Raw genomic sequence first — 14,726 nt, 5'->3', positions numbered from 1 at the left:
GTGCAAAAACGCGTATCATACCAATTTTATCGAAGCGGACATAGACACAGGTGCATGGCAATCTGCAATCTTTTTTACGAAGAATTTCCGCAACTGAGAGAAAGATCCAGCTTTTCAATCAAACACAAACTAAGCTACAAAAAATAGAACATTTCTGGCTTTTCGTGGTCTTTAATTATGAACATGTTACACATAGGTTACGTATAAACATACAGTATCATCAGAACGGATTTGATGAAAAAACCTAACAACAAAGGTCGTACTATGAACATCTCACTTGTTGCGCCAAGTTTGTCATCAACAGATATGCTACTTAAACTCGTTGAGGAACTCTTTGAATATGAAGTCCTCCCTCAAAAAGCCGAACAGACGAGTCAAGCGGTTCACCAGTTAATCAGTAACCCGGAGCTAGGTCAGGCCTGGTTTATCGAAGTCGAACAAGAAGGCGAGAAACTGATCGCTGGCCACATCATCGTCAGTTATAGCTTCAGCCTCGAATATGGGGGCCGCATTGGTCTCATCGATCAGTTCTATCTCAAGCCAGAATGGAGACAGCAAGGTATAGGAACTGCACTGATCCCACAAATCGAGCAACACGTGACCGAAGCGGGTGTACATGCCCTGTCGCTCGAAGTGAACATCGGTAATGCCGGAGCAAGAAGCTTCTATGAAAAACACGGCTTTGTTCCTCGTCGACAGTTTTGCATGATGACCAAGGTGATCAAACAGGAAGAGATGCCGCTGAACATTGCGTCTTAACGCTATAAAATTGAGCAACGCTCTGAATGTAGCTCTGAACAAAACGATTTAGCCTCTCAATATGTCGTTGTTACACACGCTATACCTATCCTCCCTATCCCGGCTCACTTAATGGTGGGCCGATACATATCAACAGTTTCCCCCTATCGCCATTGGCTACAGCTTTCAGGTACACTCTCTCCCTCGAGAGCAAACTGGCTCATCCGTTGATCTCCATCAGTAGTAGTGAATATGTATACCCTCCGCCCCTATCAGCAAGACAGCGTCAAAGCGACGATACATTATTTTCGCAAACACAGTACCCCGGCGGTACTTGCCTTGCCGACCGGCGCGGGAAAAAGCCTTGTGGTTGCCGAACTTGCCCGTATAGCCCGCGGCCGTGTACTGGTTCTGACCCACGTCAAAGAGCTGGTCGAGCAGAACCACAGCAAATACGAAAGCTATGGCCTGAAGGCCTCTATTTTCTCGGCCGGGCTAGGACGAAAGGAAACGGATCGCCAGGTTGTCTTCGCTTCGGTCCAGTCGATGGTGAACAGTCTTGATCAATTTGCCAATGAGTTCTCCCTGCTGGTTATTGATGAGTGCCACCGAGTGCCCGATGATGAGAACAGCGCCTACCGGAGAGTGATCAGCCACCTGCAGGCGATTAATCCGGGGATCAAGATCCTTGGCCTAACGGCAACCCCCTACCGCCTCGGCATGGGGTGGATCTACAAATACCACACCCGCGGCCAGGTCCGTACCGAGCAGGATCGCTTCTTCCGAGACTGCATTTTCGAGCTACCTATCCGTTATCTGCTGGATGAGAACTTTCTTACCGAGCCCAAGGTTATGGATATGGCGGTTATGGGCTATGACTTCTCAAGCCTCAAGCCTTCAGCTAACGGCAACTACCGTGAAGCCGATTTAGATAGTGTGATCGAAAAGTCATCCCGTGCAACACCTATGATCATCGAGCAGGTTATCGACTACGCCAAGGATCGCCGTGGCGTGATGATTTTTGCCTCGACAGTGAACCATGCTCAGGAAATCATGGGTTACCTTGCCAGTGAAAATGCCGCTTTGGTGATTGGTGATACTCCGCTCGACGAACGAGACCGGATCATCGAAGCGTTCAAGCGGCAAGAAATCAAATACCTAGTGAATGTCTCGGTGCTGACAACCGGGTTTGACGCCCCCCATGTCGACCTGATTGCTATCTTAAGACCGACAGAATCGATCAGCCTTTACCAACAAATTGTCGGACGTGGCCTGCGTTTGTTTGAAGGAAAAAAAGACTGTCTGATTCTGGAATATGCCGGAAACTGCTACGACCTTTATCAGCCAGAAGTTGGCGATCCCAAACCTAACAGCGATAGTGAAGTGATCATGGTTCCCTGCCCGGCCTGCGGCTTTAAAAATAGCTTCTGGGGAAAACTCGATCCTGCCGGTTTTCTTATCGAGCACTATGGCCGTCGCTGTCAGGGCTACTTTGAAGACGATGATGGCGAGCGCGAGGAATGCGGATATCGCTTCAGGGCCAAATATTGCAAGGAGTGCGGCGCAGACAATGATATCGCTGCCCGACGCTGCCACCTATGCAATGCCGTGATGGTTGATCCCGACAAAAAGCTCCGCGATGCGCTGAAGCTCAAAGACGCCATGATCATGAAGTGTACTGATCTACGCCTGGAACCGGGGAAAAACAAGTTCGACAAACCCCAACTCAAGGTGATTTACACCAGTGACGAAGGCTCCGAAATCAGTGAAGTCTGGCCCTTGGCGACCAAAACCCAGAAAGATAGCTTCCTGAAGAAGTTTATCAACCCGCATCTGGTAGATCGCCATCGCCCTTTTACAGATACGGCTCCGACCAAAGTGGCCAATAATGAACACCGTCTACGCCCGCCGGAAATTATTATAGCCCGAAAAAGCGGTCGTTTCTGGGCAATCCGGGATAAGCTGTTCGATCTGGACCAGTACCAAAAAAGCTAATAAGCAATCATCAAACAATGGCGATATTATCTATATACAAGAAAGACCGCACTTGGCGGTCTTTCTTATTTTGCTAGGAACAACACTCAACTAGAAATTGTAGTCCAGCGTGATACCCCAGTTACGGCCAGGCTGAGTGCGGCTATCGACACCCTGAGTTGACGCTGTAACGCCTTCAAGATCCTGATATTGCCAGTACTTCTCGTCAAAGGCATTGAACAGTCCTGCACGTAACGTCAAATCATTCGCAGGACGGTAGTATGCCGTCAGATCTACCACAGTGTAGCTTGGCGCTTCCACATTCGGATCGCTACCTTCTTCAGGCGCTTCCCAGTCATCGGCAGACTTAGCAGCAACCATAGTCACGCTCAGCTCGCTCCCCCACATCTCGCTTGGTGCGTCGTACCCTAAGCCAACAACCGTTGTAAACGGGGCAATCGTGTTAAGCGTTTCGCCGGATTTTTTATCTTCACCGTCAAGATAGGCTAGAGATAGACGCGCATATGAACCCATCGGTGCACCCAACGCTTCATCTAACCACAAGCTACCTTTGAATTCGGCACCATAGATTTCAGCTTCATCGATATTCTCATTGGTTGTAACATCGATGCCGCCTTCCTCCGTCGTTGTTTCTTTAATAAAGTTGGTGTAGTCGTTGTAGAACGCAGACAGTTCCAGAGCGCCGACACCGTTACTTGCGCGAAGACCAACCTCGTAAGACTTGCTCTCTTCTGGCTTAAGATTAGGGTTTGAGACAATCTTGTAGCCGTGAGATGTATTGTCTTTATCGTAATAAAGCTCATGAATGGTAGGCGCTCGGAACCCTTCACTATATTGGGCATAAGTACTGAAATTGTTGTTCCAATGGTATACCGCACCCAAACGTGAAGTAAGCGAATCGCTGTTATGCTCTTCTAAGCCAGATGAAGCTTCCGGAGTCGCTTTATAATCGTCATAACGAAGACCAGCTGTCACTACCAGTTTATCATTCATGAAGAACATCTGATCCTGGGCGAAAATAGCGCGCTTTTCAGAATCAGATTTTGGCACTTCCGTCGTACCTGGTTTAGACGTCCCGTCATCCAGGAAGTGATCCGTGTATTCCAATTCGAAAGAGTTATCAGATGCCGCAACACCGTAAGTCAGCTCATGACGACTCGCGGCCAGCTGAATTTCTTTTTGTAGCTGCACATCGAACTGAACACTCTCATCGGTACCCGATCTTGCACGCTTACGATTTTGATATCGGCCAGTGTGATCATAACTGTCATGCTCTGATTCACTGTGGCTCCAGTTCAGTTTCCACTCCAACGAATCAAAAGCCACATTACCTGCCAACCATTCGTGCTCAACTCCTAGCCTTACGCGCTCGTCTTTATCATCGGCACGTACATTTGTATAAACAAAGCCAGGCATGAAACCGCCACCGCCATCGTAACCTTCACGAGACAGAATACGACCATCAGCACTTCGGGTGTAGTATTCACCGGTAAAGCCAACACGGTGCTCATCATTGATTTGATAGAAAATCTTGCCCAGCACATTGTGTGAAGCAATATTGAATGGATCAGCAGCACCACGATCCGGGCCTTCAATGTCAGCACCGTCACCGTGAGCTTGCGTTTCATGACCATCGCGATAAGTGTAGATCAGCAATGACTCAAGGTCACCGGTTCTGTTTGCCACCTCTACCGTCGCTTTGTATTCATCGTTGGCGCTGGCATAACCTGTTTTTACGCCAACATGAGTATCATCGCCCGCTTCCAGAAGGTCTTCCGGATTCTTGGTTCTCAATAGCACAGTACCACCAAGCGCATCGCTACCGTATAGGCTCGAGGAAGGGCCTTTATTCACTTCAATCGCCGTCAGTGTATCCACTTCGAACGTATTTGAGTTTTTGCGCATCACATCAGCGCCCGGGTTATAGGAAGAAGGTTGCTCTACACCATCAACCATCACCTTAACCCGGCTACCGCTCATACCACGTATCGTAAAGTCTTCCATGCCAAAACGGCCACGGCCATTCACCGTCACTCCTGGCTCATACTTCAAAGCCTGCTTTACATCAGTTGCCAGATTCTGTTCTATTTCTTCAGACGTCACTTTAGAAACACTTGCCGGCACATTTTTAATACTTTGCTCCGAGCGTGTACCCGAAACAACAACTTCATCAAAAATGGATATTTCTTCTTGTGCCTGAAGTGATGGAGAAAGAGCCAGCACAACTGAACTGGCAATGATATTAAGCTTGTAATTCATAGTCCCTGCTTATAGATAGTATTATCAATTAGAAGACGGGACGGATTGTTACAAACAATAATGAGAATTACTATCATTATCAATGTGATCTAGTTCGCGTTTTCGGCCTTTTGGCGTCTTTGGGTGTAAAAATACGCTTGCAATTTCTTAAATTATTTTAGCTAGTTATATGTCAGATAGATATCAACACCAATATGGATATCTCACTCGATACTGGGCAATTAACGGCTAAAACGGGGAAGGAATGCACAGGCAGCTGCTAATATAGATATTTAAACGACTTTTCACGGATTTATCTTGCTGGATGCACATTCCAATGTTAGTATCCGCGCTCGATTTAGGACATTGAGTAAGGTCGCATTACTCATGTAGTCCGATTTAGTTAACTTAAAGAGTATTTAAGATGAAATTTGAAGCAGTAGTACGTACAGACCTAGGTAAAGGTGCGAGCCGCCGTCTACGTCACGCAGAGCAGTTCCCAGCAATCGTTTACGGTGGCGAAGCAGCTCCGATTGCAATCGCTCTAGAGCACAGCGTAGTTATCAACCAGATGGACAAGCCTGAGTTCTACGAAGGTATCACTCTAGTGATCGACGGCGCAGAAGTTAAGGTTAAGCCACAAGACATCCAGCGTCACGCGTACAAGCCAAAAGTTGAGCACATGGACTTCATCCGCATCTAATTGCGAGTTCATACTCTTCTAAAAAAGCGCCTTTATGGCGCTTTTTTTACATCTGTGGGTTAGGTTGTTTGGCCTTACTCGTCGAATAATGACTGCTGCGGACTTAAATTCTGCTCAGGCGATAATTGCTGATTGTCTGCTTTGCTTCTGCGCATCACCCTTATATAGCGCTGTCGGCATAGCCGCAAAGTATTACGTTGTTGATCTGCCGTCATCTTCTGCCAGTTAAAGCGCTCATCCCGGCTCCGCATACAACCCTTGCAATACCCGCGTTCATTTACCTGGCATACCCCGACACATGGGCTAGGGATTGAGAAAAACTCAAGTTGCTCCATCCTACCCTCCCCGCATCTAATACCTTAATTGATAATATGCAGAAGCCAACACCACGTCCAATCTTGTTTCGCAGAGTGAGAAACTGGGCTGCCAGTCAGGTTAACGCTTTCTGATCAATAGATGAAGTCAGCAGGCATAATGGGTATATGTCAGACAATTTATTATGCTTGATTATTCAAGTATGTTGCCAAGTGTTCCCCTATTCTGTTACTGTTTCCGGGTTATCAGGACCGATAGCTTGAATATTTATTAACGTAGACTGACTATTTCTCTTTGCTACGTATATCAGGAGGGAACCATGGATTTTTTTGTACCATCGGCGTCTAGCCCAGCCCAGGCCGAGTCTGTTTTTTCATCAATTGCCAATCATGTCTCTGCGCCAGCTCAAGCCCAGCGTGTGTTCAAGCTCGAGTGGGAACACGAAGGCAACAGCTGCACTTGCGAGATCGGCAAAACATTACCAGCGGTCTTTCGTACCGATGAAGTTGTGTTGGCTATTTTCGATTGCGGGAATGTATTTAAAATCTGTACACCGAATCGTGGCGCTATCAACTTTGATCCTATCCATGCCGTTAAATCAACCGTGAATAACGTTGAGTTCTTCAACTGATCAAGCCTGATCTTATCCGATCCAAAAAAACGCGCTTTCTAGCGCGTTTTTTTGTCATTGTATTGTGATTTCATCAAGGGACAAATTAAAACAGCCCCATCTGCGGCGCGGTAATGTCATCAAAGTGCTTGCCTATAAACGGTAAGATCCCGTCAGCAACCGGTTTTAACTGCTTCTCAAGGTAATGATTGTAATCAATAGGGCTCTGCCTGAACTCGTGCGGTTCAGCCCCCGCAATGGTAAACACATACTCAATCACCCCCTTATTTTGATACTGCAGAGGACGACCTAATTTGGCATTCATCTCATCAGCCATACGGGCTGCTCGCACCTGCGGCGGGATATTCTTTTGGTATTCGTTTAAGTTTCGTCGCAGCCGTTTGCGATACACCAGCAAGTGATCGTGCTCACCGTCCAGTGTCTTATTGGCATAGTCCCGGACATATTCATCAGCATCCTGATCGTGGAAGACCATATCGTAAAGCGTTTGCTGAAACTCTTGAGCCAGTGGTGTCCAGTCAGTACGCACGGTTTCCAGCCCTTTGAACACCATTTTCTCCTTACCGTTCTCAACCACCAGCCCGGCGTAGCGTTTTTTCGACCCTGTTTCGGCCCCTCTGATCGTCGGCATCAAGAACTTCTGATAATGGGTTTCGTACTCAAGCTCAAGATAGCAATCAAGGTTATACTCATCCCGCAGTCGCTGCTCCCAGGCTGCGTTAATATCAATAACCAACTGTCGGCCAACAGAATCGGCTTCTTCTTGCGTATGGCTTTTTCCTAAATGAACAAAAACGGAATCCGTATCCCCATAGATAACGGTATAGCCCTTCTCTTCAATCATGTCTTTGGTGCACGACAATACTTCATGGCCACGCATGGTGATTGATGATGCCAGCCGATGATCAAAGAAACGGCATCCAGACGATCCCAGCACCCCGTAAAACGAATTCATTATGATCTTAATCGCCTGAGAGAATGCCTTCTCACCGTCACGTTTGGCCTGATCACGCGCCTGCCAGAGGTCCTCGATCATTTTGGGCAGAAAGTGTTTCTCACGATGGAAGCGCCCGCCACGAAAACCAGCAACCGCCTGCCCATCACCCTTGCCTTCTTCAAGCTGAAGACCTTCCACCAGCCCCATAGGATCAATACGGAATGAGCGGATAATAGATGGATACAGGGATTTAAAATCCAGCACTAGTACCGAATTGTATAAACCTGGCTTGGAATCCATGACATAGCCGCCAGGACTGGCAATCCAGTTTTCGCTATCCAGGCTAGGCGCTACATAACCGGCACGGTGTAGTTGAGGAAGATAAAGGTTGGTAAAGGCAGCAACAGAGCCACCGATGCGGTCAAGCTCGACACCCGTCAACCGACTTCGCTCCACCGCAAAATCCAATAAGTGCGTATGCTGAAATATTCGCGAGACCAGCTTACAGTCCTGCAGGTTATATCGGGCAAGGGAAAGCTTGTCATGGCGAAACATCTGATTAATTTCGTCCATGCGATCATGCACATTATGTATCTGCTTTCCTTCGCCCAGCAATTCCTGCGAGACAGACTCCAGCGACCAGGAACGGAAATTAAACGTGGCCGTTTTCAGCGTATCAATACCGTCTAACACCACCCGACCCGGGATGGTAATGAAACCTTGGTTGGGGTTTTGGTTCGACTGGCGCCAATGTGGGGGCTGTTTCCCCCTTCCTATCCGCAGGCTGAGCTTGTTCCATTCAGCACGTTTGAGCAGAAGCCGAAAATCAAAATCAATCACATTCCAGCCAATAACAATATCGGGATCGAACTGGATAAACCAAGATTCCAGGGCAAGCAGCAGATCTTTTTCAGAATCCACCCATTGCACCCAGCTGTTTTCTGCTTCGTCCTCAACTGATGCACCGATCATAATCACACGGCTATCCTGCTCACTATGTAAGCCTACCGAATACAATACGCCCTTCTCAGAGCACTCTATATCCAGAGAAACCGCGGAGAGCTTGGGAATATAGTCAGCTGCTTTCGCTTTTACCTGCTGATACTCAAGGTAGCCTGCTTTCTGCTGGCTGTGGCCGCTAAACGCAATGCCGCCACGAATGAAACGCTCCATCAAAAAGCGATCAGCCAATCGGATATCGGCCTCAAACACCTCAATGCCTTCAGAGCGCAGCAACGTCGTCAATTGCAAGCTATCGCGAACCGTCTGGGCATAACAGGCGTACATTGGTTTGTGCTGAAAGCTTTTTAACGGCAGTTGACGCCAGCTGACCGACATATTTCCAGCACGAAGAATAGTTTCCGCATTGGGCTGATCATGGCTAGTCACAAAACAGACAGGTTTGTCACCTTGGACAATGAGACGACAAGGCCCCTGTTCGGTTTTGACCCATAGCACGATCTCTGTTTGGCCACGTACGTCTCGACTTTGCCTTGTTAGTACAAAGCCCGTTGAATGAGTTTGCAAAAATACCTCAAGCACAACAAATTAGATTACGAGGCAGCGCGAGCCTTCCTCATGAAAGGTTAACCAATTTTACGATCGATACGATCAAATTCAGAGACTATCCACCCACCAAAAGAGTCCATCATAAACAACGAGGCCTTCTTGGGTACCTGCTGGCGACTGGCTAAAATAAACAAGCGTTCTACTTCCAACTCTTTCTCGGGATAATATTTAATAAAAGCCTCGGCACATTGTTCTATAGACAGCGCAAGATTTTGCTCCCGGTGCATCACCAAAGAAAAGCAGCTCCACAGCATTTTCTTACTGATATATTCACAGTAGTCCAAATAATTCTGAACAACCTTGGTCGCCATTATTTTCTTGCGATAGCTGCTCAGCTCATCGCCAATATCTCCGTTCAGCGATTTGGCAATATCCCAGCTAGCTTCAAAAAGTCCAAAACGCGTGGACAAATCATCACCATATAAGCAGATACAGCAATGTTTTAGCCAGAAACCCCAGGTAAATATTGACTCTATAGACAGAACTTCACTGATCTCAACTACTTTCAAATCAACAGCAGGGATAACAGCATGCCGGGAAGCAAGTCGCAAGCGGATAGTGCTCAGCACCGACTGTTCTGACGCATTCAGAGGGCGCTTAACAATGATTGTCAGGTTGAGATCTGATTTTCCGGCGATGGCTTCTCGACGGGCAACACTGCCGAACGCGTAAATACTATGTAGCGGCTCGCCTAATCCAGCCTTGAACTGCTTTACTGCGTCCAGTAATACTGGCGTATAGAAATGTTGAAAAGGCGTATCGCCATCAATTACAGGTAGAGCTCTCGCCACACATTTTTCCTTCAAGGATCTGTCGTATTCAATCTTTCTTCCGCAGGAGTCAACACCTGCAGATGACATTCTATCAAATCATAGCTTTACAGATCGAATAATCTAACTCATTACACAAGTACAAAACAATTCTTAAGCATCATTTGAGAGCGTTAATATGTATGGTTTACTGGGCTTCATGTGACATATAATCGGCACAAATAGAATATACACGCCAATAAAATGACTTAATTCAAGTTATATTAATAAATCTTTAATTCTTATATTCAATCCAACAAAACTCATATATCCTCTCACCCTTCATTTAAACCTTTACTTAGCTATTACCTACCATAATGAAGAAAACCCACATCATTAAGCTGCTATTTTTTACTGCTATTATCGGTGTTTTTTTTAATGTCGCATGGGTAAAATATCAAGCCAATAATCGCTCAGAGGAAACTGTCGCCTACCTGATCGATACTATGGACAAGGTTTTGGAAAATGTTGATAACCAACTAAACTCACTCAGTAATATATATCTGCCATGCAGTGAAGAGAGCCGAGATAAGCTTGAAGAGATGGTGTTTAACTCCAGTGTATTACAAGAAATCACCTACATTGAAAGTGGTAATATTCTGTGCGGTGACAGAAACATCGATACCCAACAACTATTAACCCCCTTACAACTGAATCACATTACCAATAACAGCCAGCAGGTAATTTACCGCTCATTCAGTCAGCGAAGACATATTGACGGCGTTTTTTTCATACTTCCAGTCAATGCGGGTTGGTATAAAGTTCTATTTGATATCAAATACATGAGATTCTGGCTTAAGCAACTGACAGATAAAAGATTTTTGTATGGCTGTATGTTGGATGACCTCAACGAGACGTCATATCACTGCGAGCAGAATCTATCGAGTCCTATTTTGTACTCTATCTCGGCCAATTCTAACAAATACCCCTACTCGGTGGTGACTGGTTACACCAATGATATGCTTGTCGGTGTTTACCTTAATCAACTTCCCTATGCGATTTTAGTAATAATAAGCCTATCTGTAATCATCACATTACTCAGTTATGCATATTTCAACTGGCGATACTCATTACGCAGTGATATTCAGGGTGGTATTAATAGAAAAGAGTTTTTTGCATTTTACCAACCTATCGTTAACGCTCAAACCGGTGAGTGGCAAGGCGCTGAGCTACTGGTTCGATGGCTGCATCCTCACGGTATTATCATCTCGCCTGCCGAGTTTATTCCCGCGGCAGAGCAGTCAGGTCAAATTCAACAAATCACACTTCAGCTTCTTGAAAAAGCCGCTTACGAGAAGATGGTAATTAATGAAATTTCGCCAACATTTTATCTATCAATAAATGTAACGGCATCTATGATTGCCAACAAGAAATACGTTGACTCATTGATAACCATGATAAAACAGCACCCTTCGTTGCAGCATGACATAACGCTAGAGTTTACCGAACGTGAAACCTTCGCCAATGTCGACATTGGTGCACTACTGGCAGGCATGGAAAATCTTCGTAACGTAGGAGTACGCTGGGCACTAGATGATTTTGGTACCGGTTACGCCGGGTTATCGACGCTACAAATGCTCAGTTTCGACACTTTGAAGATAGATCGCACCTTTGTTGCGTCTTCTGTCACAGATGCCGTCACCCACTCTATTCTTGGCAACATCGTTGAAATGGGGCATAAGCTTCAGTGCTCTCTGGTTGCCGAAGGCGTCGAGACTGCAGAACAAGCATCGCATGTTGCACAACTAGGGATCGAGTTCTGCCAAGGGTATTACTTCGATCGGCCGATGCCGTTCGAGGACTTTATCGCCAAGCTTGAGCTTAGTGGGTATAATAGTGCCTCAATCAATACCAGAGATTTATGTAGTTCATGGAAACTTCAAACCTGATTTCTTACGACGACGTTATTGACGCGGCTTACGACATTTTCCTTGAAATGGCTGCCGACAGCCTGGAGCCTGCTGACGTTATTCTATTCACCGCACAATTTGAAGATCGCGGCGCAGCTGAGATCGTCGAGACAAAAGACGACTGGGCAGGCCATGTCGGTTTCGATGTCGATAAAGAAGTTTTCGCCGAGGTTCGCATCGGCCTAGTCAATGAAGAAAACGACGAGCTGGATGATGTGTTTGCTCGCATGCTCGTTAGCCGCGATCCGGAAAACAAGTTCTGCCATATTCTTTGGAAACGAGATTAATCTCACGACACCCCATATATAAAAGGCGGAACATACGTTCCGCCTTTTATTTATCCGCGGTTTCTTATCCGCTATGCCTGCCGTCTCTTACGCCAGAACAGGTGTATCGTGTTGCTGGCTGCGGCGAACCCACAACAGGCTTAGCACAACCAATACTGCCATTACTGTCATCACCGCGCCCAGGCTATACTGGTCTTCTGCTCGCATCAATGATGCTGCCAGAGTTGCCAATCCCGCGCCCAGATTTTGAAGCCCACCCAATACGGCTCCGGCTGTGCCAGCATGATGCGGAAAAGGCTCAATCGCTGCAGTTGTTGCTGCAGGGAATAAGATACCTGCACCAATAAAGTAAACAAAAGCACCGCCAATCAATGAACTGACAGTAACCAGCCCCGCCATACCCGGGATCAAAATAGCCAGCGCACCAGCAACAATGGCAAGCATTCCCAAGTACATAACCCGAGTATTTCCGAGCTGTTTAACCAGTGCCGATGACAACCAAGAGCCAGCCAAATAACCAGGCAGAGGCAATACAAACAGCCAGCTTACTGTCTTCGGATCCAGTTTCAGCACGCTGCCAAGCAATACGCCCGCAGCCGCTTCAAATACTGCAATCCCGGCAAAAGTCGCAATCAGACACAATACATACCCCTGGAAGCGGCGGTTGCCCAGCACATATCGATAGCTCACCAGTACACGTTCAGCGCGACGATTTTCTACCGGTAATGTCTCGGTAAACATGAACATCATTGCCAGAGTCACCAGGGCACCAAATATCAGCAGGAAGGTATAGCTGGCCTGCCAGCCAAGTGCCGAAGACAAATATCCCCCCAGCACTGGCGCGATCAATGGCGAGAAAATAACGCCCATACTTACCAGGCTATTGGCCCGATGCAAATCTGCACCATCATAACAGTCTCGCGTCACAGTCCGCGACATAGCACCACTACAGCCCGTCCCCAGCCCCTGAACAAAGCTGGCAAGCAAAAACAGCTCAAACGATGATGCAAACAAGGCAGCCAGCGTACCCACAAGGAATATACTCATCCCGATGATAATCACCGGCCGACGACCAACCCTGTCCGATAGCGGCCCGTAGAAAAACTGTGACAGGCCGTAAGGGATCAAATATGCCGCCATAACAGCTTGCAGATAAGAGGACTTAACAGCAAAAAAATCAGACATTGCCGGAATAGATGGCACATACATCGTCTGCGTCATCTGACCAACCGCGGTCATAATGATTATTAAAAATAACAATTTTGCCATTTTGGCAGAAGAAGATTGCTGAGCCACAACCTGTCCCTCATCACAGAATAAAATATTGAATACTTGTCGTATATTAAGAAAAACCGCCAAGATGCAGGATAAAAAACCAAGCAATAAATCCTTTCCAAACAATTAACTCATTAAGAAAAATTATTAGATTCAAGCTCTGTTTTTATGAGCGGTGATAGTAATTGGGAAATCACTATCAGGCAAGAAATTACCGTGCTACTCGCACGAAACATTATTATGAAATGGATTAGAAAAAATAATGGATAATTCATCCATATTCTTCAATGGGATTATATAAACAGCAAGTATGGTGCGATGTTAAACCTATGCTGGTGTGGATAACCTGGATTCAATAGCATCAATACACAGTCTTACCAGTAATGGTACCGTGCTATTAAAAGCGTGCGTCGCATAAACAGGAGTAGGTACAAGATAAGTCCCCTGAATCGCTTCTTCCAGACAGCCCGCCTGCTCTCGTTCGCTAAATATAAACTCGGGAATAATCCCCAGCCCGGCACCCGCTTCAATCAATGCCAGCGTTGTCGGCAATGAATCTGCAAACCGGGTTGGGTGCATCATCAAGGTCACAGGCTCTGGCTGTGACTGGTGATAAAGATGATGTACGACATATTTGCCCTGCCAGACATTAGCAACATAATTGCAGTCAGCCATTTTCTCGGACAGATCTTCGCAAAAATCGAGGGTATCACTGAACTGAGCGATATATTGCGGGGAACCACACAGCACATCCCTGAACTGACCGATTCGACGCTGACGATAACTGCTTGATGCTGATTCGCCGACCCTTATCGCAAGATCGATACCGTGCTCAATAATATCAACCCGGCCGTCGTCTGCGACAAGGTGTGGAATAATAGCCGGGTAAACCGACACAAGCTCACCGATGGCCGGGGCCACAATACTCCCCATCAAGGCATGCGGCGCCGTAATGGTTATTGAACCTGTCGGTGTAAGCTGGCTTTCTCTTGCCCCTTCCCACGCTTCCTGGGCCAGTTGATTCATCTGCTGGCACTTCTCGTAAAAAACGGCCCCGGCAGCGGTCAGCGTTTGTCTGCGTGTCGTTCTGTTCAACAGCGTAATACCCAGTTCTTGCTCAAGCACTTTTAAGTGCTGGCTGATCACCGACTTCGACAGGCTCAAATCTTCGGCAGCAGCGCTTATCGAGCCCCGCTCTACCACTTTGGCAAACACAGACATATGGCGAAGGTAGTTCATAGTATTGTTCAGTTTTATCAAACAGTATTTACATATTACTCTGTTTTTCTCCGCCAATATCTAATTTAAGCTTTAATCAT

12 protein-coding genes are annotated in these 14,726 nt (G+C 46.7%); 6 read left to right on the top strand and 6 right to left on the bottom strand.

Features of this window, described 5'->3' with window-relative positions; all coding sequences use genetic code 11:
- Window positions 1-264: 264 nt before the first annotated feature.
- Together L4D19_RS17910 and radD are read left to right on the top strand one after the other, a co-directional pair.
- Complete coding sequence (locus L4D19_RS17910; protein WP_428453598.1) at window positions 265-759, top strand: GNAT family N-acetyltransferase; 495 nt, start codon at window positions 265-267, stop codon at window positions 757-759.
- A 231-nt stretch (window positions 760-990) separates the two neighbouring features.
- Complete coding sequence (radD, locus tag L4D19_RS17905) at window positions 991-2,733, top strand: DNA repair helicase RadD (RefSeq protein ID WP_428453597.1); 1,743 nt, start codon at window positions 991-993, stop codon at window positions 2,731-2,733.
- Between the two features lie 90 nt (window positions 2,734-2,823).
- On the opposite strand, the gene L4D19_RS17900 is transcribed toward radD, so the two are convergent.
- The gene (locus L4D19_RS17900; protein ID WP_428453596.1) at window positions 2,824-4,992 is read right to left on the bottom strand and encodes a TonB-dependent hemoglobin/transferrin/lactoferrin family receptor; all 2,169 of its coding nucleotides are present in this window, start codon (window positions 4,990-4,992) and stop codon (window positions 2,824-2,826) included.
- A gap of 403 nt (window positions 4,993-5,395) precedes the next feature.
- Here L4D19_RS17900 and rplY point away from each other — a divergent pair, with 403 nt between their 5' ends.
- Window positions 5,396-5,674, top strand: a complete 279-nt coding sequence (gene rplY, locus L4D19_RS17895) for a 50S ribosomal protein L25 (RefSeq protein WP_160648477.1) — start codon at window positions 5,396-5,398, stop codon at window positions 5,672-5,674.
- Window positions 5,675-5,748: 74 nt separating this feature from the next.
- Here rplY and L4D19_RS17890 read toward each other — a convergent pair whose 3' ends face one another.
- Window positions 5,749-6,009, bottom strand: coding sequence for a DUF1289 domain-containing protein (locus L4D19_RS17890; protein ID WP_428453595.1), 261 nt, complete (start codon window positions 6,007-6,009; stop codon window positions 5,749-5,751).
- A 299-nt stretch (window positions 6,010-6,308) separates the two neighbouring features.
- On the opposite strand from L4D19_RS17890, the gene L4D19_RS17885 reads away from it, so the two are divergent.
- The gene (locus tag L4D19_RS17885) at window positions 6,309-6,620 is read left to right on the top strand and encodes a hypothetical protein (protein ID WP_428453594.1); all 312 of its coding nucleotides are present in this window, start codon (window positions 6,309-6,311) and stop codon (window positions 6,618-6,620) included.
- A gap of 85 nt (window positions 6,621-6,705) precedes the next feature.
- On the opposite strand, the gene L4D19_RS17880 is transcribed toward L4D19_RS17885, so the two are convergent.
- Together L4D19_RS17880 and L4D19_RS17875 are read right to left on the bottom strand one after the other, a co-directional pair.
- The gene (locus L4D19_RS17880; protein ID WP_428453593.1) at window positions 6,706-9,084 is read right to left on the bottom strand and encodes a DNA polymerase II; all 2,379 of its coding nucleotides are present in this window, start codon (window positions 9,082-9,084) and stop codon (window positions 6,706-6,708) included.
- A 59-nt stretch (window positions 9,085-9,143) separates the two neighbouring features.
- Window positions 9,144-9,917: a nucleotidyltransferase domain-containing protein gene (locus L4D19_RS17875; RefSeq protein ID WP_428453592.1), complete on the bottom strand. Its 774-nt coding sequence runs from the start codon at window positions 9,915-9,917 to the stop codon at window positions 9,144-9,146.
- Between the two features lie 335 nt (window positions 9,918-10,252).
- Between L4D19_RS17875 and L4D19_RS17870 the strand changes: the two genes are divergently transcribed.
- Window positions 10,253-11,824 (top strand): EAL domain-containing protein, encoded by a 1,572-nt coding sequence (locus L4D19_RS17870; protein WP_428453591.1) that lies wholly within the window; start codon window positions 10,253-10,255, stop codon window positions 11,822-11,824.
- The gene (locus L4D19_RS17865) at window positions 11,806-12,132 is read left to right on the top strand and encodes an HI1450 family dsDNA-mimic protein (RefSeq protein WP_428453590.1); all 327 of its coding nucleotides are present in this window, start codon (window positions 11,806-11,808) and stop codon (window positions 12,130-12,132) included. Before L4D19_RS17870 ends, L4D19_RS17865 begins: the two co-directional genes overlap by 19 nt.
- 87 nt (window positions 12,133-12,219) lie before the next feature.
- On the opposite strand, the gene emrD is transcribed toward L4D19_RS17865, so the two are convergent.
- Together emrD and L4D19_RS17855 are read right to left on the bottom strand one after the other, a co-directional pair.
- Window positions 12,220-13,401: a multidrug efflux MFS transporter EmrD gene (gene emrD, locus L4D19_RS17860; protein ID WP_160648519.1), complete on the bottom strand. Its 1,182-nt coding sequence runs from the start codon at window positions 13,399-13,401 to the stop codon at window positions 12,220-12,222.
- 333 nt (window positions 13,402-13,734) lie between these two features.
- Window positions 13,735-14,646: a LysR family transcriptional regulator gene (locus tag L4D19_RS17855; RefSeq protein WP_428453589.1), complete on the bottom strand. Its 912-nt coding sequence runs from the start codon at window positions 14,644-14,646 to the stop codon at window positions 13,735-13,737.
- Window positions 14,647-14,726: the final 80 nt, after the last annotated feature.

Source organism: Photobacterium kasasachensis, assembly GCF_050336885.1.
Taxonomy (GTDB): Bacteria; Pseudomonadota; Gammaproteobacteria; order Enterobacterales; family Vibrionaceae; genus Photobacterium; species Photobacterium kasasachensis.
Note: the sequence above shows the minus strand (reverse complement) of the source record. Positions and strands in the feature narration are given on the sequence as shown.